Below are 19780 nucleotides of genomic sequence, written 5' to 3' on the forward strand. Positions count from 1 at the left end.
CGCGGCATTCCGCTGCCCGAGGCGATGCAGCAGTCCCAGCATCGCTCCGTGCAGCAGGCGTCGAACTACTACAACGATGCCGAACGCACGCTCGGGCGGGCGGCGCGGGTGATCATATAGATCCAGATGATGGTGCAGGTCGCTCGCGGCGCGCGCATGCCGTTTCGCGCGGAACGCGCCGTACAACAAGCTCCCGCCCTTACGCTGCACGGAGATGTCGAGACCAAAGGCAGTGGCCGGCACAAGTGCACAAAATCCCAAGGCAACTGACCGCGGGAAATCGAACCTCGGATCCCGACCCGGTAGATCGGTGATAAGCGCGTCGAGGCGCGGGATCGAATTGACCAGGACCGCCTTTGGAAATTGTCCGGACAAGCGGAGTTCCGCCAGTGCCGTTCGCGCCGCGATGCAGACCGACACCCTTGAGACCGTCCCCGTGCTCATCCCGTCATCCTCGCTGTGGCGCCGTTCGCCTTCAGCGCCGCCATCAGCATCGGTCCGACGGAGAACGCCCCTGCCCTGGCCTTATCGGTCAGCACGCGCAGGTATCCGCCGGCGGAATTGATGTGCTGAGCGCGTTGCAGGATGCAGGCAATCACGATTGCCGCGATCTCCTGACCCATCGCATGGCAGGCCTCCTCATACGCTGACGGCGAGACGCCAAGGTAGCCCCGCACCTGGGCAGCGGTAATCATGAAATCGCGCCAATTGCCGATGCCATCGACGGCGTAGTCCGCAATTTCGGGGCAGGCCTTAAGCACAAGCCCCAGCGGATAGGTTTTCGGGGGTTCTGCGGTCCTCGTCCTGGGCTCGGCCGTCGACCCGCTTTTCTCTAAAGCAGGTTCAAGTTCAAAAATAGAGTCGGTATTTGAATCGGATTGCTGCCGCTCGTTTTGAGAGTCATTGCCGCTCGGATTCGTAGATTTCATATGGATTTCCAGCAGCCTATCCACATCATCACGCAAGGCGGCCAGATCGGCAACGATCGGTTCGAGTTCGGCAATGCAAGCCCGGCGCGGAATAGCCTCCACGACGCTGCGGAAACGCTTCCACAGGCCTCCCCAGTCGCCCGGAACATCTTCGTCAACGGCCGCCTCGATCAGCTTTTGGATGTCACGACGGTGCAAGGTGATCCGCTCGCGCATAAGCCTGAGCGCCCGGTTGTCGGCGCGAACACGTTCGGCCGCCCCTTGGAACTCGTAAGCACGGGCCAGCAGCGGCGCCAGGGAGAAGCCAAAGGCTTCCTCGATCTCCCCTCCTCTGCCCTTGCGGGCATAACGCTTGCCGTTCGGGCTATCCCTACGGATGATCAGGCCGCAGTCCACAAGGGCCGCCAAGTGCCGCCTGAGTGTGGCATCGGGCATTCCGTGCGCCCTGAGCGACAGCTGTGCGTTTGACGGAAAGACGATGAGGTCGTTTTCCTCACTCAACTCACTGTCAGGATAGAAGGATAGCAACGCATTCAGCACGGCCAAAGCACGATCGCCGATGCCGACGATGCTCTTGCCCTCGCAGAGGTTGCGGTAGATCTGCCACTTGTCGACCACCCTGCCCTTGGGGATCTCAAGTGAATCGTTCTGCGCTGCCAGCATGGCAAGCGACATCGGCCGCCGCCCAAAGGGCGTCGTTGCAATACCCGTCTCCATTTCTTCCTTCGCCTTCAATTAGGCAAAAGAAATCTGCTCGCCAAAACGACGCCAATGACTCTTGACAGTGATTCGTGGAGATGCGATTCTCAGCTTGCTTATGGTTGAGAAGGGCTTCCGCGACGGTGACGTTCGGGGGCCTTTTTCTTTTGCGGTTTAGTCTCCTGTTGCCTCTTTCTTCGATGTCCTGAATGCCTCGTAAAGGCTGTCCAGGTTCTCCGAAATGTATTCGCCGAACTCGGCCGCGTCTTTCGCTTTCAGCGCCAGACTGAAGGCCTTTCCAGTGTTTTTAATCGTCGCGGCGACTGATTTGTCGGCCGGTGCCCAGGTTCTGTTGATCCGCGGAGCGAGCCCTTTCCTGATCGCCTTGTTGGACTTTGCTCCGTTCAGAAAATCAAAGAGCAAGTTGAAACGCTCGTCAGAATCCGCGGCCGCGAACTCTTCGCTGGCCACATAGCTCTTGGCAATTGGCGTGTTCTTCGGGTTCTCGACGAGCTTCCGAAGATCCAACCACCGGTCGCGTCCAATCCCTTTGGCCGGCCCAATCGCATCAATTATGACCGCAGGGATAGCTTTCGGAATCGTCAGCATCTTAGAGAGCGTCTGGTAGTCGACCGACAGAGCAGATTGGATGGTTTCGCGGCTGAACCCAAGCCCGCCCAGTTGCTGGGCGAACATAACACGCTCAATGAACGTAAGGTTGGCGCGTGCGGAGTTTTCCTGCCCTTGTGCGACAACGTGGTCGATGTCTGCCAGCGTCTTCACCACTGCGCGGACAGGCCTGGCGAGTTGTTTGGCAACTCTCACCCGTCGGTGTCCGAAAACGGCCATGTAGCGGCCTTCGGCGCTGGGATGGGGTCTTACAAGGATTGGGGTATCCTGTCCCCTCTCCCTGACGGCCTCCAGCAGTTCGTGGTATGCGTCGTCCTCATCAACGCTCATGCGATCAGGCACAAATGACCTGTCGACGAGGTCGGGATCAATTTCAATAACCGTTTCGCCTTCGGCGAGCTTGGAGGCTTGCCTGGCCAGTTCATCGATCGACGATGAGATGGACCTCGCCGCTCCAAATTTGCGAAACCCGGAAGCTGGCTCGCCATCTTCTGCCGTTTCGGGCGCGGATTCCCGCATCAAATTGTCGAAAATGTGCTTTCTTGCCATTTCAGCGTCCCAAAATCTGGGTCATTTATCTGATTTCATTGCATTAAAACCTGACTTAGACGGCCGTCTATTTCGCACGTCCCCAGGCCCCGTGGATTAGTTCTCTGATTTCCGCGTTAACCGCTTCCATCGACTCCATGGCGCGGTCGTACGTTGCCCTATTCATCCCGGATTTCTCGACCTCATAAAGCGTCTGCTTCGTCAGCCCAGCATCCGAAATAGCGGTCGATTTCAACATCGGCGTCTTGAGCATTTGCGACGCGAGCATTGACTGCATGAATCCGACCATCTGGGCTTGCGGGACGTCGGTCGGCTCGTATCGAGTGATCAAATATCTGAACCAATCTAAATCTACTTCGCCGCCCGCCTGGCGAATTGTCTTCAGGATGTCGCCGAGCATCAGAAGGAACTGCGACATCGACATCAGGTCGAGCATCTGCGGATGTACAGTGATCAGCACCGAACTCGCCGCCGACAGAGCAGTCAGTGTCAAATAGCCGAGCTGGGGCGGACAATCGATTACGACCACGTCATAACGGTCATCGACCTCCTGCAATACCTTTTCGATGCGATTCCAAAACGTCTTGCCGGCGACGGAATTCTTATCCTGCATCGCCAGTGGAGTGTCGTACTCATATTCCTGCAATTCGAGCGATGCAGGGATAAGTTCAAGGCCTGGAAAGTTTGTCGGCAAAATTACGTCGGTGATGGGCTTCCGCTCGTCGTCGTAGCGGATCGCTTCATAGATCGACGGATTCTTGTCGAGTTCGGGTTGGATGCCGTGGAGGGCCGACAGCGAAGCCTGTGGGTCAAGGTCGATGGCCAGTACACGGTGCCCGGTTAGCGCCAGATGTTGCGCAAGGTGTGCGGCCGTCGTCGTCTTTCCGCTGCCCCCCTTGAAATTAACAACAGCAACGACCTGCAGCTTCTCTCCCCTGCGGCGGTGAGGAACGTATTTCTTCACATCGGCTCGGCCGTGACGGTCGAGCCAATGACGCAGCTCCATGATCTGCTCGGCCGAATATGTCCGCCGACCCCCGGCGTGTATAGTTGGCGCGACACCTTTGCCTTCCAGGTGCAGCTTCTTGAGATTGCTAGTCGAAACCCCGAGGAAATACGCCGCTTCCCCGAGTGAGAATTGCCGCAAGGTCTTCCTTGCGTTCGGCGGGAATGTCTCGAAACGAAGCTGGTTCAGTTTCCTGGAAATCTCGCGGCCTTGTGCCAGAATGGTGTCGTCGAACAAAGGTTTCGACACGGGCGCTAATACGTTCATGTTTTCCGGAACCTCAAGTGACGGCATTTCGGCGAAATTCTTTCGAATGCCGTCATTATGTCCGATTCGTTCGTGCCGACAAGAAATTTTAAGTTAACAAAAGGTTAACGCTAACTGTGCCAGAAAGCTGTGCGGAACTGGTTGTGTGATTTTGAAACTCGGCACCCGTGTGTCCCGGGCAGGTTGGGAATGCGATCCGACGGTTTCCATGCAAGCGGGGACTGTTCCAGTTTGGTTCTGAGCGCAAGGAAGATCGAAGGATTGTCGGCGATTCCGGCCTCAAGACATACGAGAGTGATAACCGGCTCGTGCAGATCTGGTCTACTCTAGGCAGCGATATTGGAATCAAAATAGGCTACCGAAGCGGCCCCGGTTTGACCGAATGCGCCTTCTGCAACTTCCCCATTCACGGCATCATTGCGTCTGTCGGCCGGCGCTGTCCGCGTTCTCGAAGAATCCGGCTTCGTGAAAGAGACACATTTCCGGCAATCTGAACGGCCAGGAGACTGTTTTCACTAGCTATTTTGCCATTTAGACGGCAGTCTATTCGATTGCCATCGCGGTCCGCCGCGCGCATGGCCGACGGCGGACGGTCGTGCCCCCGCCCCAGAGCGTGAACTCCCGCCAAGGCAAGCGTCACCATCTCGACAGCCGCCAGGGGACCTGCGGGCGCGTGCGGGCCGTCGAGACACAACAGGCCTTGCGCCTTCAGGGCCGCTTCACGTCTTCCGGCATGTCGTGCGTGGACAAACGATCGCGCTTGGCGGGATCCCACGGACGAACTTGATCAGCAGCGCCCTCCGGCGCCGAAGGGCAGCAGCCGACCTATGACGGCCTAGCAACTACACTTCGAGATAGCCGACGTCCGACGCAAGCGCGTTTAACGAGGTCTCGCCAGTGTCTTCCTTTCCCAGATGGCACCTAGCCAGAAACGCGCGGCGATCGAACGGCAGACCTAATCTAGCGCGTCGATGACGTTGGCGCGCCGTCAGCTTTGCTTGGGGCGCGAGCTTTGGCACATGAATTCATGGCAGCCACTCAGAACAGATACGGCTTGTCGGTCCAGGCTAGCAGAATGGCAGCATCTTGGTCGGGCAGCCGCACCTGTCTCGCGCGGAGGCGTTCGGCGATCGCGTGGCCGACATTCGGATCAACCCAGTGTCCGTGCGTCATCAGAAAGAACCGGGCGAAGGGCAGGCCTCGTGGATGTCGAAGGCCCAGTGGCAAAGATGCGGTCGGTGGCCGCGCTCGATCGCTCCCAGTCGGCAAAAAAGCGGACATCGCGCGGCACGAAAATGAACCAGTCCGGATTGGCGGCTAAAACGCTCTGTCGCGCGTGCCGTCGGGGCCGACCTCACGGATGATGCGGTTTTCGAGCTCGGGCCGCCTCGCCTGGCGTTGCTCGCGTCCAAGGCGCCCACGGCGCGCCAAAAAACTCCGCATATGGACGATGCCGCGCAGGCAGTAGACGGACGGCGCGAGGGTTCCACCAATAAGGATCATCGATGGTCACGACGGTGAAGGCAAAACCTGGAAAGTCCTTGTTGAGGGCAGGGGCGAGCTCGGCATCGGCCGACTACCCCTCCAGAGATGCGAGCTCGGCCTCGACGGTGGCGGACATCGGGCAAGCGGATCGGCTCTATTGTCATTCCGGCGCTCCTCACATCCAGGTGGTCCACTCAAGCAGGGCGAGCGGTTCCATTAAACCAGATCAAGGGCCACAAAGCCCTGCGTTTCCAGGCCGCCCAACGATCCAAGGTCAGAATTTTCGCGGATCTGGGCGGCGAGACCAATCACTGTCGACAAGAGTGATTGTGATAAACGCTGTAGCCTTTAGTTTCCGATCTCAGTTGAAGCGTAAGCTGAAATTCCAGCCCAAATTTCGGTCCTTGCGGGGTGCATTTACGGGAGTGTGGCGCGAAAATCCTCCCTTTGAGATCAGCCCCGCCTTACTCTTTTGTCGGCGGCCACCGGCGAGCTGTATGCACCAGAGCCAGCACCCACAAGTTTTCGCCTTCGACTTGGTAAACCAGACGGTAGCTCTCATGTGGAATCAGCTCGCGCGTGCCGGTGATTTTTCCGGTGCGGCCGAGCTTGGGGAAATCCGCCAGCCTCGCCACTGCGTCGCTGAAAAGCTGGTCCATCCGAGCAGCCGCTGACGGGCTGTCGGCCGCAATGTAGTCCCAAATGTCGGCTCGGTCCTGTTCGGCCTCTGGCGTCCATACGACCCTCACGCCTGGCTTGCCGTCTTGGCACGCCGGGCGGCGAAGTCAGCCTCGATCTCATCATTCGTCCGGCCTCGGCCGGTCCGCATCGAGGACCGCGCGATCTCGACCTTGCGGCGGAGGAACTCGTCATACTCCCGCTCTTCGCGCCGGCGCTCAATGTAATCACGCATCAGCTCGCGAACCACCTGCGATGCCGGCCGATGGTCGGCTTCGGTTTCGGCCATGAAGGCGTCGCGCAGCTCCGGTTCGAGCTTCAACGTGAAAACCGCCTCTTTCGGCATGCTCGGCTCCTGGGGGCTAGATACTCATGAAGTATATACGTTGTCATCACCAGCCGGCAAGCCGGCAAAGTCGACCGCCCTCATGCGCGGGATGGGGCTTGCTCAAAGGACACCTTGGTGAGGAGGGCAAAGCGCGGCCGCCTTACCGGGCGAGTGACATGCTTGTCGGATAGCCGCTCGACGTCGACGGTCTTGTTGCCTTTGAATATGGGCAGGACGCGCGAGGCTCTCGCGATGTCACCGAGGCGGATTCAGCGCAGTCTGAAATCATGATGGCTGGATGGATTTGGGAGCGCGCGTACCGGCCGTCGTTTCCGTTGGCGCCGCCGGTCGTGCCGGCCAAGAGGTGGCTCATTCGTCGCCGGCGAGACCATCGAACGCCTCCATCAGCGCATCGACGATCGCCTGGCCGAGCGCCTGTGCTGTCTCAGTGATCTGAGCTTCGTTTCCCTTGCGGGCCGCGGTGGCGAGTTCCGAACCCTGATCCGTGAGGATCGCGTTGGACCTATCGATAGCCCATTGCGCAAAATCGTTACGGCTGTCGATGATTCTGGTTTCCATCGATGCGCGCTCCTGCGTTTACAATTTGTTGGCCAATTCGGGCTAGGATCAGGGCGCGCGATGGGTATTGCGTTCGCGCCAATACACTCCTCGAGTGTTTGCAGCGTCAAGGTCGCTGGGCAAGCCGTTTCTCCTCGCGCAGTCCGCGATATCGGCGATACGGACCTATTTTCCGTCGTTGAGACCGATCACGTCGGGCCCTTGACGGAAAAGCACTCGTTGTTCGATTCAAACGGGAAGGGGAGGGGGCTTTTTCCCGACCTCTAGAGGCCACTCGCCTTGGTGAGATTGACCCGGAATCGGTCGCGGCGCCGCTGATACTTTCGGGTCATCTCGGCCGAGGCATGCCCGAGCTGCTTTTGCACGTAGCGTTCGTCGACCTCGGCGGAGGAGGCGAGGCCCGCGCGCAGCGAGTGCCCGGAAAATTTCATCTCCCGCTCGCCCTCCGGAAGATCGCCGCGCACGCCGGCGGCCAAGGCCGTGCGTTTGACCAACCGAGCTACCTCCTGGTCGTGCAGCCGCTCCGAGCCAACAGCCTTGCCTTGGCCGGCGACGCGGCGGAACAGCGGTCCGTGCGCGATGCGAGCGAGCTTCAGCCAGGTCTGCAGGGCGACGACGGGGCAGGTGGCGTCGGACGAGCCGCGGCCGATCTCGACCTCCCGCCAGCCGGTCTTGCCGCGCAGCGCCACCAATATGCCTTTGTCGAGAACCTCGACCCAGCCGCGGCCGTCCTCCGTCTGATCCCTGGCGGCGTCGAGACCGACGATTTCGGAGCGGCGCAGCCCGCCGGCAAAGCCGAGCAGCAGCATGGCGCGGTCGCGCAGCCCGCGCAGGGTGCCGCGGTCGAGCGTTTCCAGCATGGCAATCAGATCCTCCGGCAGGATCGCCTCCTTTTGCCGGGGCGGCGCGTCGTGCGTATTGCGTATGCCGGCCATGACAGTCACGATGTGACGGTCCTTGCGGTCGAGCGGCTGCCCGCGCTGGGTGAAATTCCAGCTCAGCGACGACAGCCGCCGCTCGATGGTCGATACCGAGTTGGGCTGCTTGTCTCCGGAGACAGACCCGGACGCGCAAGCGGTGATATAGAGACCGACCACTCGCGGATCGGGCGAGAACGCGTCGACACCCTGCCGCCGCGCCCAGGCGCAAAAATGCTTCCAGTCGGCGGCATAGGCGCGGCGGGTGTTGGCGGAGCTTGCCGCTTCGACATAGTCCCGCGCTCGATCGGCGAGCTTCTCGAGATGCGCCGGCAGGCGCGGACCATGATCCGCCTGAGCTGCGGCCGCCGGAAGGGCAGGGGAGGGGGGGTCCGTGTCCTCGCCCACCCCAGGGAGTCCCATGGCACGGACGATCTCGATGACGTCCGGTAGATCGTCGTCCTGCCCGGCGCCTTTGGACCTGTCGGCGGCCGTCATAATCAAAGCCTCCCGCCGAGACGAAGCGCGGCCTCGAAAGAGGCCAACGGCAGGAATAGCGACAAAGGCCGATCCTCCAGACCCAGGGCGCCGTACGATCGATACCATGCCGCCACACGCTCATTCTTGGCATCGATGAACATCAGGGTGCCGCCAACCTCGGCCGCTGCCCGAATGCAGCGCAACGCCGCCGCAAGCAGCAACTGGCCGCCCAGGCCCTCACCATGGACCGACCGCGCCACGGCGAGGCGCGCCAACCGGAAGCCGCCGACCTCATAGCGGCCCAGGCCCTTGCGGAGTTTCTCCGGCACACGCTCGAATTCCGCCGCGGCGGGGCTCAGCGTGTAGAAACCGAGAACCGTTGCGTCCTGCTTTGCCACGGCGAGAAATGTCTTCGAGGCGCCCCGCTCATGGTTGCGGCGCGCATGCATGCGAAGAAATTCATTGAGGGCGGCATCGCCGCAGTCGAAACTGTCGCGGTCGTGCCGGGCGACGGGCTCCTCGCCCCACGCCGGCAGGCTCATAGATCGGCGGGCAGCGCCCGCGCAGCCGCGATCAGCTTCTCGTTGGGGGCAGGCGGGTTCTCCAGCGCCTCCAGAACGCGCAGTCCGTCGCGTTCGGACAGAACGATCCGGTCGTTGCGCTCGATGATCTCGCGCGAGGCGTCGAGCACGGTGCGCAGGACAAACTCCGTTATCCCGGCGGCGCCCGCCAACTGGGTGGCGCGCAGGATCACCGCCTTGTCGGCGGGCTTGATGCGAAACGACAGGCGTTGGCTGTCACTGACGGCGGAGCGGGGCATGGGGCGAATCCTTCGCTTTTCGGAACTTTGACTGTATGATTTCGGGGGCTCGGCGTCAAGATGTACAGTTTCATGCCGTACATTTCAACAACGAACGATAATGCAACCTTATCATTCGTTATTTGTTACCCACAGGTGGGGCGGTTAGGCGCAACTATGGTGGCATAAACCGCCGCCATCTGCTAGCCTCCGATGATGAAATCCCGAACTGATTTGCCACCTGTCCATCGTCCTGTGGTGCCGAAAGTGCCGGCATGGGCGCGGCCGCGTGGCGATGTTCAGCGCGACGTCGATGCCGGCTATCTCGCTGGTGCGGCACTGAATTCGCTCGACAATCTTGTCCGCAGTTCTCCTGACTGGGCTGGGGTCTGGCGCCAGCGGCTGGCCCTCAAATCGGCCAGCGCTGCAACTCGGTTGCTCGGTCGCAGGGAGGAAGAGGGCGCCCTGCGCGACGCCCACTTTTTCCGTTCTGCAGCCGACGACCCGGGACCGGCAGGGAACCTGCTCTTGGCCTGGCGGCGCTTGGCCAATCGGACGACTGGGCTGGATGAGGCAGCCGTGCGGCCGGTTACCGAGCATCTGGATCTGAAATGGGACGACGCGCTCGCCGTGGTTCTGGGCAACGCCGAGGATCTGGCAGCGTCGTCACGGCCAGCGCCGCTATTGGCTGCTGAGCTCGCCGCCGAACTTTATCGGGCCCGACCAGACGCAGAACTCCTGGCCTTTTGGCTCGCCGACGCATTGCTGGCGAAGAAGCATCGCTGGCCGGTCGCGGTTCCCTTATTGATGGGGCAGGTGAACGCCTCATCCTTCAGGACTGGTGAAGGCCGACGGCGAGTGCGCCCGGGAGGAGAAGGCTGGGGCAGGGCGGTGCTGCTCGCCTACGCCCAGGCCGTGGCGGAGGCCTGCGATCTTGGTGTGGAACTGGAGGGGCGCGCCGCGCATCTGGTCAGCGTTGCCCCGAGGCTGCGGGCGAAGGGCGCCGCCGAGGTGGTGAAGCGGTTGTTGGAGGATGACGCGGTCGCGTCCTCGCGATCGGGCGCGCGCCTCACTGATCGCAGCGCGCGCCGCCTGTTCGAGCGGCTTGGTGATCTCGGCGCCGTGCGCGAGCTCAGCGGTCGGCCGACGTTCCGACTCTACGGGCTATGACGATGGCCAACCGCGCAAGACGCTCCGAGAGTTTGGACTTCGATCCCGAGCTGACCGAGCTACCGGCACAGGCCCGGTGGCGCGAATGGATGAACCGCGTCGAAGCGGTCCTGTTTGCTGCAGCCCAGCCGGTTGATCGCGTGGCGCTGGCTCGCATCATCGGCCGTGATGTCAGCATCGACCTGTTGATCGAGGACATAAGGGCCGACCTGCAGCGCAAGCCCTATGACGTCGTCAGCGTTGCCGGCGGTTGGCAGATGCGGACGCGGCCAGCCTATGCTGTCGCCATCGAGGCGTCCACGGCATCGCCAGAGCGGCGGCTGGAGGTGACGCAAAACGAAGCCATGGTGCTCGTGTCGATCGCCTATCACCAACCGGTCACTCGGGCAGGGGTGGCAGACATCCTCGGGCGCGAGGTCTCCCGCGATGTGATCGGGGCGCTCCGCGACAAGAACATGATCACCGCGGGACCGCGCAGTCCGACGCCTGGCGCGCCGTTCACCTATGTGACGACCAAGGGTTTTCTTTCGCATTTCGGGCTCGACACGCTCCGCGACCTGCCTGAACTGGAAGCACTCGAAGACGCTGGTTTGTTGGATAGACATCGTCACGCGACGGATGCGATGCCGATGGCTGACGCGGACGACGAAGAGCCGGATGGCCAGGATGATGAAGAGGGCTTCCCTGCATGAGCAACACGACAGGAGCGACCGTACCGCAAAGCCAATTCACAAGCGAGAAGGGGTGAGCATCATGACTGAAAAGCCCGATGTGTTCATAAGCCATGCCTCACCAGATAAGGCCACCTTTGTGCGGCCGCTCGCCGAGGCACTGCGCAAGCTTGGTGTCGCGGTTTGGTACGACGAGTTTTCCCTTGAACTGGGCGACAGCATCTCACAGCAGATCGACCGCGGAATCGCGAACTCGCGGTTCGGCATCGTCGTCGTCAGCCCGGCTTTCATTTCCCGAAACTGGACCCAACATGAGCTGCGTAGCCTCGTAAGTCGCGAGGTCGACCAGGACGTCCGCATCATTCCAGTATGGCATGGCGTAACCAAGAAGCAGGTGTCGGACTTCAGCCCCTCTCTCGCCGACAAGCTCGCCGTGGATACGAGCCAGGTCGACGCGATGGAGGCGGCCATCAGGATTCTGAGGGCCGTGCGTCCCGACCTTTATTCCTCCCATCCTCGAGCGGAGCTTGAGCGACTGGCGAGCGGCACCGCCATTGCTGAACTGCAGGAGGAAATCGAGAGCCTAGAGGCCGAACTCGAGGAGTATCGGTGCCCGCACTGCGGTGCTGCTCTTTCGACGCGCGCAGATGCCCCTATGGACGAGGAGCAGAAGCATTGGGATGTCATCGAGGCTTTTGAATGCGGTTTCCGGCGTTTCGGCGGATCAATCGACAGCCCCTGTCCCCATGACCCACAGTTTCCCCAATTCGAGGACTACGAGATCGTTATTCTACCCAGGCCATCGGCCGGCGATGAAGGGTTCACGGCGATGGCGCGGCCGAAGACGGACATGGCCGGAAAGCTTCGCATCAACGCCGGCTCCGGTTCGACCGAGGAACAGGCTCGAACGCGCCTCAAAGCCCACTATCTTTACGCTGCTGGCAAGATCACGAACGCCGAGTGGTTCAAGACCACTGCGGGCTAGCACCCGCGACAGCAAGCCAATGCCGCGGCCAGACAGATCACTTCTCGGAAGAGCCAGGAGCCGCTGGTTTAAACGGCGCATGAGGAGCGATGATCGACATGGATAGTTCCGAAGCGCTATTACGCCCGCTAGCTGCCGCTCACCGCTTAGGCATCACGTCGGAGTTGCTCTTTCAATACACGAAGTCCGGCTTTGCCAAGGCAAGCAGGCTGAGGGCGCTGTCGGCGGTAGAGCGATCGGGAGCGACGCTTTTTTCGACCACGGAACTGGATACATTTGATGCGCTTCTCGCCGGGGCATGGCGGCCGCTCGGTGCTGATCGACCGCCCATACCAAAGGCGGTTCTTGATCACCTTCGGGCGGAGTCACTTAACCAATGTGCGCGGTGCGGAAGTGGGATCGGCGTTGATACCGCTCACATTCGATCATGGGCTGAAAGTCGGTCGCACCACCACGCGAACCTCATTCGCTTGTGCTCTCAATGCCATCGCGAGCACGACGCTCAGCACAGTCTGTCGACTGAGGAGCTGATTTCGCTCAAAACCCGTCTTGTCGATCGCACCCGCGCCAATCTCATGGCGCGCATGCAGCCGACACAAGATCTTGGCCACATTCCTCGCCCAGCCAGCAATTTCGTAGGCCGTGACCGGGAGCTGCTGGAATTGGTGGACGCTTTGCGGTCAGGACGCTCGGCAGTCATTACTGGTGTTGGCGGTATCGGAAAGACCGAGCTGCTCGTTCAGGCGCTCAGACAATCGCAGATAGGACGTCCGGTCTTCTGGATCGACGTGGAACAATATCGCAACACGGCCGACATCGTGGCCGCGCTTCAGGCGGCGTTAGGAAGCGATGGTGTCGCCTGTCCGGAATCCGCTTTGCCAGCTCGCCTAGACTCCGTCCAAGCATGTGTGGTGTTTGATGGGATCGAACGCGCCACGCTGGCTGACCTTGATGAGTTCGAGGACACCGTCGCAGCGCTGTATGCCGCGACCTCGACCACACAGTTTGTGACCACAACGCAAATCTTGTTGCACAAACTTCCCGCTGATCCGCAGATTAAGGTGGGGAAACTCGACCAAACATCGAGCAAGCAGCTACTCGCTGGGGCGAGCTCGCTCGACAAGCCCGAAGAACTCGAGCGCTTGTTGGAATTTTGCGATGGCCATGTCCTGACGCTGAAGTTGGCATCAGCATTGGTCGAGCACTATGGCGGCGCATCAACGGCGTTGCGGGCCGTGCTCGAAAAGGGTGTGGCAGTTGTCAGTCTCCCAGGTCGAAAGCGCCAGAATAGAAGCAGCTCGCTCGAGCTTTGCCTGCGAACCGCGTACGACGCCCTGCCGATTGAGGCTCGCCAACTTCTATGGGCGGTCGCGGAATCACCTGCTGGGGTGTTCGCACACTACCTAGAAGGGAAATGGCTCGACCTCGCAGATCCGGTAGACGCTCTCGCGACTTTACGGCGATGGCACTTGGTCGAGATCCTAGAGATCAGGGACAGATTGAGTCGGGTCAGCGTACTCAGCCCCATCAGAGCATTTGCGATCGAGCTTGCTGCTCGGGAAGATCAGGATCGATACGAGGCAGTCCTCGATCAAGTCGTGGCCGCTCACGGCATGATGGTTGCTGTGTTGGAGGTGAAACACGACGACCCCAATGAAACACCATATGTGATCGCGCGGTTTGGCGAGGAACTCCCGAATTTGCTGCACGTTCTTGAGCTCGCACGCGAACGGCTATCCAATCCTGAAATGGTCTCGACCGCGCTGGCAATCGTCGGCTCGCTGATGCGGTACTTTTTCGTTCTGGGCCTGTCGGAACAGGGCGCGCAGGTAATGCATAGTGCCGCCGAGCTAGCGCTTTCGGCGGGGCGGGTGGAGAGAGCAAGCGCCCTGGTACTTCAACTCGTTTCCTTGGCGCAGCGAGCGCAGAGCCCGGGTTTAGTCAAAGCTGGGCTGGCACTGGCCGATCGGCTCGAGCTCCTGACCCAAGAATCGGGGGCGTCAGCAGACATTGCGATGGCTCGCGGAATTGTCGCGCGAGACCTCGGCGAGTTCGCATCGGCGGAACGAAATGCCCAAAAGGCTCTCAAAGGATACAGATCGGTACTGCAGCGACTTGACGCACAGCCTTCTTCGGATGCCCTCGACGAGGGGAGCGACGTCGTTGGCCGAAACGACTTACACAATGACATCTCGGGCGCGCTTGGTCTTCTTGGCTTCTCCCTTCTATCGCTTGGCCGGTATGAGGAGGCTGCAAAGGCCTACCGACTTTCCATCAAACATCAGCGCGGGGCGTCGATCGCAGTTAATCGTGGGCAGATGCTCCATCAATTGGGCAATAGCGAAAGCCATTTGGGGCAGTACAGCGAGGCCGCGGCCCATTACGCTGAGGCGGCCGGGATCTTCTACTTTATTGGCATGGAGGAGTACCTCAGCAACGCGCTTGGCGAACTGGGTTACGCCATGCTCGATGTCAACGCTGACGATTGGCCTAGGGATATAGAGCCGGACCTGATCGCGCGCGGCTTGGAAGACTTGGCGCGGCATATCAAGCGGGATTTCGATCCTCGCCGACCACTCGATCACAGTCGGTGTATCGGGATCATCCGAAAGCTTTTCGGTTCCATCGCTCTCATCACCCTTGTCGGGCAAGGGAGGCTTCTCGGGGCGTTCTGTGCAATGTTGGGAAACGAAGTTGTAGTAATCTTCGGCTCTCAACTTGCGAATGGGGAGAGGGACCGCGATGAGGTCTTTCCCCTTTCGATGATTGAAAGCGCACTTCGGCTTGGCGCGCTCGCCAGCGATGGGGAGCAGTGGCTTAAGGACCAGGGCGACATTCCAAGAGCTGTGGTCGGGGAGATGCTTCGCACTGTGTGTGATGCCCACAGCTGGGCGCGAGATACCATGCGCATAGTCGACTGGTTCGCCGCCTTGCTTACGCACCACTGGGGCTATCAAGGCGGAAACTCGGCACGTCTACACGAGTTCATCAAGAATTACGACGAGGACGCGACGGACTACCTCGACCTTTCACGTCACGCCAACTCTACATGAGCAGGGGACCGCCAGCTCGACTTCCGCTTGGCTCAATTAAGGCCGCAGCTTAGCCACGGGAGAGCGACACCGCCTGGCCCTCGATGGAACCCACTAGCCCGCTGCCTCACCACCAGACTGGGCCGCGACGGCTTCTTCGAAGACGGCGGTCTCCGCTATTTGCGCGGAGACGTTGGCGGCGATGAATATCGAATCGTGTTCCACCGTTATGAGTACTCCGCCGTTCTGGTTATTTTGCTTTGCCTCTGGGTTTCTGGTGATAAAACCCAAAAGCGGAGGTTTTGTGCCGTCCGCGGGTTTCTCGTGGGAGCGGATCTCGCCATATCCGCCAGCCAGCTTGCCGAGTGGCAGGCCCCTTTGCAGAAGCCGGGCTAAAGTGTCGGTTGTTTTGAGAGCTTTGAGCGGGTCCTTTCCCTTCGGAATGACCTTGTCGTCAGGAATTGCCGCAACCGCGGCCATCAGTTCATCGATGGCGGCTTCAGTCATGACGAGGCGGGCATTCTCGGCATTATCCTCGTCACGTCCGAGGTAGCAGACGGCTCCATCTTGAGCGAGCGTCGGCAGGTTGAGAGTCTGCAGGGTCTTTGTGTCGTCGAAATACGAGACGGTGACCGTCACAGGAAACGTCGCCGGCATTTTGGCGGGTAATCCCACCCGACCAAGGCGCGTTAACAGCGATTGTTGCAGGTCGAGCGCGTAGTTTTCCCGCATTCGCTGAAACAGGAAATAAGGTCCCTCAGCCGCAAGCAGTTTTCCAATTGCAGCGCGATTCTCGGATCGCAAGTCTTTAGCATCCCATTCCAGTCGAATGGCGCTGCCGTCCTCTAAGCGGCCCAGAGGCGTCGTCAGGGAATTGCCGTAGTCCCACGACGTGTGTGTCAACGGGCTGACGTCGCCGGCAAGCAGCAGAATTCGTTTCGTACCCTCTTCGCGCACGAGATCGCATGCCGGCGTCATCACGATGAATGCGTCGCGAAGGTCTTTTTCCTGGCTGGGTGCGGGATAGTCGCGGCGCAGGAAAACATCGCCGAAAGCAATTGAGGGTTCGAGTTTGTTGGTGGCCACGCCAAGACGTGCGCGATGCTGCCAGACGGTCTGGTGAACGAGATGCTGGAGGTCACTGGTTCCGGCAATATGGGGAGCGGGATAGAGACTAAGGTCGACCTCCTCGAGTGCGCGGGCCGCCTCGATGGTCGGGCCATCAGCCTCGATCTCAAACTGGAGGGCGCTATCAAACACGTCGACAAGGTAGCTGCCCAGCGGCTGCCCTTCGAAGTTCAAGAGCAACTGACTGATCTCACCATAGTCGGAGAGATCGAGCCGTCTTACGGTCTTGAAGAAACGAGCCGCCGCCTCTTTGAGGCTCCCTTCGTAATTCGATAGGAAAGTTGCGATCTTTACCGCATCAACAAGGTGCGTCGCTAAGCGCTCTAGCGTACGTGGAAGATTGTCCGCCTTAAGCAAATCGTCCTTACGGTAAAACCTAAACAGGGCCCCAAGGAGCTTCGCTTGGTCCCGGAAGTCGGCTCGCTTGTCATTTAGTAAATGGCTGCGTGACATGAGCACCACGGGCGGCGGCGAGGCTTGACGTGCAACCATCAGCTCCTTCACCAGCGTGATTGACTGCGCAATGTCATCAGGCTCCTGGAGGTTTCCAAGGAAGAGATCGGCGAAGATGAGATCGGCAGTCTTGGCGGCCTCGACAACGGTCCGTCCCATGCGGATCGGGGTAATTCCAAAAGTACCCAGCGCGACTTCGAGGTCAGCGAGAAATTTGGTGTCGGCCTTCTTGTTGTTTTCGTAATCCGTGAAGAGTTCGCTCGCGAGCGCCGCCAGCCCCTCCTTCCCCTTCCATACCGCCGTCACGAAAGCATCACTATGGATCAGCTGGGACCCGTCGATGTTCTCGTAATCTGGGAAGAGCTCCACCAAGACGTCTTCGTACGCGCCGGCATCAGCAAAGAAGGTCGACCATGCGTCCGCATCGATGTCGCTTGCCTTAGGCACCTCGTCATAGGCGTCATCGATGATGACCGCGGTCTGGATGCCCTTGTCCTTAAGAAGCGCATTAAGTGTCATGGGACGAACGCCGCTTCCGGTAGCTCAAGAACAAACTCGTTATGCCGACGTGTCTGTGAATCCTGCTTGTCTGATATCGACAAGGTGCCGCCGAGATGTTCGGCGTTCTCTTTCGCAATATAGAGCCCGAGACCGCGCCGCTTCGACTTTTCCTTCAGCGACCAAAAAGGTCGGAAGATCTTTTCGATGTGATCGTGCGCGATGCCGCTGCCATTGTCCTCGAACGTGATAGTGGGCGGGTTGCTTTCGATGGTGACGGTTATGGTGGGAACGAGCCGCGGCTCCCGGTTTTGCCGCATCTGAATCCAATAGAGAGAGTTGGAAAGCAGGTTCTCAATGATCTGAATCACCATGCCTTTTACAAGTCGCACGCGAATGGGATTTTTGGGCTTGTTGATCTTGAGCAACACGCCATGGCGCGCAAATTGCGCCGCGTGGCCCTCTTGAATGTCGTCGAAGAGCTCTGCGAGATCGAATGTTTCGGAGCGCTGGCGACCGGAAACGCTGAGCTGATCAAGTACGCGAAGCCGCTTGGACACACTTTTCATTTCGGAGCGCAAGGTGTCGAGGCGCGCCTTGAGCTCGGATGGCAGGTCTCGGCCTTTTAGGGCCTCCAGAGCTTGCAGTGCGCCCTCGGTTGCGCGCGCGAGCTCATGAGCCACGACCTCGACCATCAGGCCCACGCCGGCCATTTGAATCATTTGCTTGCCATCCGCTTCGACTTCTTCGATGCGTTTCTGAGCTCGTGCTGTGAGATCTTGGAACTCGACGAGTGCATGCTGAAGGTCATCGACGACATCTTGTTCGTCCTTGGGAACCAGCCTCCGAACTCGGGCAACCGCGGCAGAAGCGCGCGATTTCAGCTCGTCGATTTGCGATTTCATGTCGCCGAGCTCAACTGGGGTGAGCTTGTGTCGCCTGTCTACGTCCTTGAAGAAGCCCCAGAGTAGGTCCTTGATGACATGGCCCAGGACTTGAACGAAGGCAGCTTGTTCTGGGTTGACCCGGAGACCTTCGCGATTGGTTTGATCGAGCAGGTGGGGGTTGCCTGCCCGCGTGATCTGAACGTGTCCGACAAACTGGTTTTTGTTCAGGACATATCCGGTGCGGCCGAGCGCGCGCCTGTCTAGCCCGAGCCAGTCATCCTCCTCATCGCCATAGGGAAAAACGCGGAAGCCATCGCGAAAGAGCAGAATTCCACTCCAAGTTTTCTGCAGGTCGCGAACGTCATTGCGAGTACCGATGCCGTCGATTGCGGTGAAGTGGCGGCGATTGTACCAGTAACCTTCGAAGTAGAAGGGCCCAACGGAGACAAGCGCAGTCGATGGAATTTCTCCCGAGGTTCCGGTGAGGAGACCCTCAAGATCGGGCTCCGTGAGTGTCAAGACGTCCGACTCCCGCGGATGGGGGTAGCCGAGGTTGACCGCGTCCATTCGGACAAACAGCTCGGGCTTCCCCTCCTTGACCTCATATCGGCCCGTAAACGAGGCGTGGGCGGCTTCCAGAAGCGTCTTGTCCATAAAGTCGATAGGGATGCGCGTTCCATTCCAGGAAAGGACAATGCGGGGTCGCTTTTTAGGGTCAAGGAAGGGATCAGTAAGTCGCGCGAAGTCGTACCGAGCGAATTGCAGTAGGCGCGCCTCGGTCCAGTCCTCCCGGAGGTCACCAATGGTTAGACGTGTGCCGCTCCAAGCCCCATCCGGCTTAGAGCCGCCAGTACGGGGTTCGAACTTCACGTCCTCGATCATGGCATCAAGATCAGCGAAGGCCTTCCAGTTGATGTCTAGAACGTTGACAGTCCGATCGTCGGACTTCGCAGTCTCAACTCTTAGGCGCTCACCCAGCCGCATGGCGGAAAGACGCCCGATGCCCTTCTCACCCAAATAGGGCGTCGTCGCCCGGCCGGTGGCGATCGAGCTGTCGACCTCGTGTTTGCGCGAAGGGGTTCCGATAGTCAGGTAGTAGCGTTTCAGTTCGTCCATCGACATACCGTCCCCTGTATCGGAGACGGTTATGGTGTTGGCTTCGGCGTAACCGTCATCAAGGTTGGCAATGAAGTCTTCGATGGACTTGCTCGCCAGAGCTGGCGCGAATGATGCGCGAGCGTTGGTGGCGGTAGGGTCGAGGCGACTCTCGAGATCGTTGCGAAGGTCACTGAGCGCCTCGGCGCTGCTCGCCTCAAGAGCACGAGCACGGATCTTAAGATAGGAGTTGCGCCGAAGCGGGACATTGAATGCCAGCTCCACCCCTTTCCGAGAATGGGCGTCGATGGCATTCTTGATGAGTTCGTAGAAGGCAATGATATCCGAGCTAATTAGCTCGGCGCCCAGCTCCAAGACTGTGCGGGCAGATATTTTGAACAAGTGGCCCCCTCGGTCGGCAATATCCAGGCAGAACTGACTGCTCTAAGTTCCCAGCAGCTTAGCATCAAGCGAAGGTGTCAAGAACCTCCCTCTGACTTCCGGCCCAATGCCGG

At 59.9% G+C, this 19780-nt stretch carries 16 protein-coding genes; 5 read left to right on the plus strand and 11 right to left on the minus strand.

Annotation, left to right across the window (positions count from 1 at the left end):
* A partial coding sequence (locus AC0L3I_RS27385; protein ID WP_473529010.1) for an integrase occupies positions 1 to 120 on the plus strand: 120 nt, incomplete at its 5' end.
* Between the two features lie 320 nt (positions 121 to 440).
* Here the strand turns inward: AC0L3I_RS27385 and repC are convergent.
* The 9 genes from repC to AC0L3I_RS27430 form a co-directional block, all read right to left on the minus strand.
* Positions 441 to 1646, minus strand: a complete 1206-nt coding sequence (repC, locus tag AC0L3I_RS27390; protein WP_473528940.1) for a plasmid replication protein RepC — start codon at positions 1644 to 1646, stop codon at positions 441 to 443.
* A gap of 156 nt (positions 1647 to 1802) precedes the next feature.
* Entirely contained in the window at positions 1803 to 2807 is a 1005-nt protein-coding gene (gene repB, locus AC0L3I_RS27395) for a plasmid partitioning protein RepB (protein WP_473528941.1), read from the minus strand.
* Positions 2808 to 2874: 67 nt separating this feature from the next.
* Positions 2875 to 4080, minus strand: a complete 1206-nt coding sequence (repA, locus tag AC0L3I_RS27400; RefSeq protein WP_473529011.1) for a plasmid partitioning protein RepA — start codon at positions 4078 to 4080, stop codon at positions 2875 to 2877.
* 1949 nt (positions 4081 to 6029) lie between these two features.
* Positions 6030 to 6314, minus strand: a complete 285-nt coding sequence (locus tag AC0L3I_RS27405; RefSeq protein ID WP_126092831.1) for a type II toxin-antitoxin system RelE/ParE family toxin — start codon at positions 6312 to 6314, stop codon at positions 6030 to 6032.
* On the minus strand, positions 6311 to 6589 hold the full coding sequence (locus tag AC0L3I_RS27410) for a hypothetical protein (protein WP_473528942.1): 279 nt from the start codon (positions 6587 to 6589) through the stop codon (positions 6311 to 6313). The genes AC0L3I_RS27405 and AC0L3I_RS27410 overlap by 4 nt, the downstream gene beginning before the upstream one ends.
* A 351-nt stretch (positions 6590 to 6940) precedes the next feature.
* Complete coding sequence (locus AC0L3I_RS27415) at positions 6941 to 7150, minus strand: hypothetical protein (RefSeq protein WP_473528943.1); 210 nt, start codon at positions 7148 to 7150, stop codon at positions 6941 to 6943.
* Positions 7151 to 7413: 263 nt separating this feature from the next.
* The gene (locus tag AC0L3I_RS27420; protein ID WP_473528944.1) at positions 7414 to 8565 is read right to left on the minus strand and encodes a site-specific integrase; all 1152 of its coding nucleotides are present in this window, start codon (positions 8563 to 8565) and stop codon (positions 7414 to 7416) included.
* A 2-nt stretch (positions 8566 to 8567) separates the two neighbouring features.
* Positions 8568 to 9089, minus strand: coding sequence for a GNAT family N-acetyltransferase (locus tag AC0L3I_RS27425; RefSeq protein WP_287306649.1), 522 nt, complete (start codon positions 9087 to 9089; stop codon positions 8568 to 8570).
* The gene (locus tag AC0L3I_RS27430; protein WP_473528945.1) at positions 9086 to 9367 is read right to left on the minus strand and encodes a type II toxin-antitoxin system TacA family antitoxin; all 282 of its coding nucleotides are present in this window, start codon (positions 9365 to 9367) and stop codon (positions 9086 to 9088) included. Before AC0L3I_RS27430 ends, AC0L3I_RS27425 begins: the two co-directional genes overlap by 4 nt.
* 246 nt (positions 9368 to 9613) lie before the next feature.
* Between AC0L3I_RS27430 and AC0L3I_RS27435 the strand changes: the two genes are divergently transcribed.
* From AC0L3I_RS27435 to AC0L3I_RS27450, 4 genes are all read left to right on the plus strand, one after another.
* The gene (locus AC0L3I_RS27435) at positions 9614 to 10516 is read left to right on the plus strand and encodes a DUF1403 family protein (protein ID WP_473528946.1); all 903 of its coding nucleotides are present in this window, start codon (positions 9614 to 9616) and stop codon (positions 10514 to 10516) included.
* 2 nt (positions 10517 to 10518) lie between these two features.
* Positions 10519 to 11208: an SMC-Scp complex subunit ScpB gene (scpB, locus tag AC0L3I_RS27440; RefSeq protein WP_473528947.1), complete on the plus strand. Its 690-nt coding sequence runs from the start codon at positions 10519 to 10521 to the stop codon at positions 11206 to 11208.
* Positions 11174 to 12172 carry a toll/interleukin-1 receptor domain-containing protein gene (locus AC0L3I_RS27445; RefSeq protein ID WP_473528948.1) on the plus strand — a complete coding sequence of 333 codons (999 nt, stop codon included), beginning with the start codon at positions 11174 to 11176 and terminating at the stop codon, positions 12170 to 12172. The genes scpB and AC0L3I_RS27445 overlap by 35 nt, the downstream gene beginning before the upstream one ends.
* 89 nt (positions 12173 to 12261) lie before the next feature.
* Positions 12262 to 15225, plus strand: a complete 2964-nt coding sequence (locus tag AC0L3I_RS27450) for a hypothetical protein (protein ID WP_473528949.1) — start codon at positions 12262 to 12264, stop codon at positions 15223 to 15225.
* 93 nt (positions 15226 to 15318) lie between these two features.
* On the opposite strand, the gene AC0L3I_RS27455 is transcribed toward AC0L3I_RS27450, so the two are convergent.
* Together AC0L3I_RS27455 and AC0L3I_RS27460 are read right to left on the minus strand one after the other, a co-directional pair.
* Positions 15319 to 17304 (minus strand): hypothetical protein, encoded by a 1986-nt coding sequence (locus AC0L3I_RS27455; RefSeq protein ID WP_473528950.1) that lies wholly within the window; start codon positions 17302 to 17304, stop codon positions 15319 to 15321.
* Positions 17301 to 19667 carry a sensor histidine kinase gene (locus AC0L3I_RS27460; RefSeq protein ID WP_473528951.1) on the minus strand — a complete coding sequence of 789 codons (2367 nt, stop codon included), beginning with the start codon at positions 19665 to 19667 and terminating at the stop codon, positions 17301 to 17303. The genes AC0L3I_RS27455 and AC0L3I_RS27460 overlap by 4 nt, the downstream gene beginning before the upstream one ends.
* Positions 19668 to 19780 lie beyond the last annotated feature (113 nt).

This window comes from Mesorhizobium sp. WSM4840, from assembly GCF_055811755.1.